Here is a 1,348-nt window from a genome sequence, read left to right on the forward strand (position 1 = left end):
CCTGAACCTGAGTCGGCCAGTGTCGTCACGGGAATGGCCGGGCCGCCGCGTCCGCCAGTAGCGCCAGCGCCGAACCCTTCCGCCGTCGGAAACGCGCGTTGGCGTCCGTCCCGAAGCTTCGCCGGGTTGTACAGGCCGATCGACGGAGGCGTGATCGATCCCGATGTCGGTGCCGGCGTCGGCGTGGGGTTGGGAGTTGGCGTCGATGTCGGAGCCGGCGTCGGCGTCGGAGACGGAAGGACGACGACCTTGTCGCCGGTTTTCGTGGTAGTACCGGTCGTTGCGGCATAGGCCGTCATGGCGGCGAAAAGCACGCCGCCGACCGCAAGCACATTTCTATTCATGTTGATGGCTTCCCGAAGAACATCCCGATTCAAGCAATTCGGGTGTTTTCTGTTTTGAGATTTAAATTTTTGTGAACAAATATTTCAAAATGTAATAATTCAGCTGTTATTTTGTTGTGGTTCCTTCTGAAAAATCATCGTGATCGACTCGAAAAATCGAAATCTTTCAGGTCGGGTAATTGCCAAAGAAATGTGGTTAAGAATGTGCTGACGGCGGGCTGATTATTTTTTCGGCAAAGCGGCGAATTTCGATTCGTCCGTGTTCCGACTCGCCGTCACTGGGCGACTGCGTCATCGTGGACAGCGATCGTCACGCGACCGGAAGCCCACAATTGATCGCTGGAATCACTCCTGTGCCGCTACCGACGTGGACCACCAGAGTGCCGGTCGAGGATTGATCTCCGGCCAGTTCGTTGAGGAACTCCTCGAGATTGGTGTATCCGTCGCCGTCCGCATCGGCGTTCGGATCGCTTACCCCATGCGTTGCTTCCCAACGGTCATCGATGCCGTCGTTGTCCGCGTCGGGATATGGCGTGCCCCCTAGCAGCGCGGGCCATCCGCCGACTTGTGACGGGTCGTCGATGATCGCACCGCCGCAGGACAGGAAGTTGGCCACCGCGCGCTGGTCGGAAGAATCGCGCGGGAAGGCGCCGCCAAATGCCAGGATGTCGCGCACGGCCTGGTCCGCGCTCGAAAACTGCTCGACCGAGAACGTGCCGACAATCCCTGGCAGCGCATATTTCCAGTCCAGCGGATCGAGGAACAAACGCTCATCGTCGGACGCGGACCGGCGGCGTCCATCGATATTGCCGCTTACGTACAACTGGGCATGACCCGGAAAGGTGGAATGCGCCTCGTCGTAGTCGGCACCATAGATCGGCGTGCCGCGGATCGAACTCGGTCCCATGGACACCCAGTTGCCGACGATGTTGGCCTGACGCGTGACACCGCTCGCCGGATCGCTTTGGTTTTGCAGCATCGAGAAATACTGCTGCGCCTTCTGG

Annotated in this window: 2 pseudogenes; both read right to left on the reverse strand. The window is 59.1% G+C overall.

Annotation, left to right across the window (positions count from 1 at the left end):
- Positions 1 to 344, reverse strand: a pseudogene (locus tag NL2_RS21550) (hypothetical protein); the annotation flags it as partial.
- Positions 345 to 654: 310 nt separating this feature from the next.
- Positions 655 to 1,348: pseudogene (locus NL2_RS21495) on the reverse strand (hypothetical protein); the annotation flags it as partial.

The sequence above is a fragment of the Novosphingobium lentum NBRC 107847 genome, from assembly GCF_001590965.1.
In the GTDB taxonomy this organism is placed as follows: Bacteria; Pseudomonadota; Alphaproteobacteria; order Sphingomonadales; family Sphingomonadaceae; genus Novosphingobium; species Novosphingobium lentum.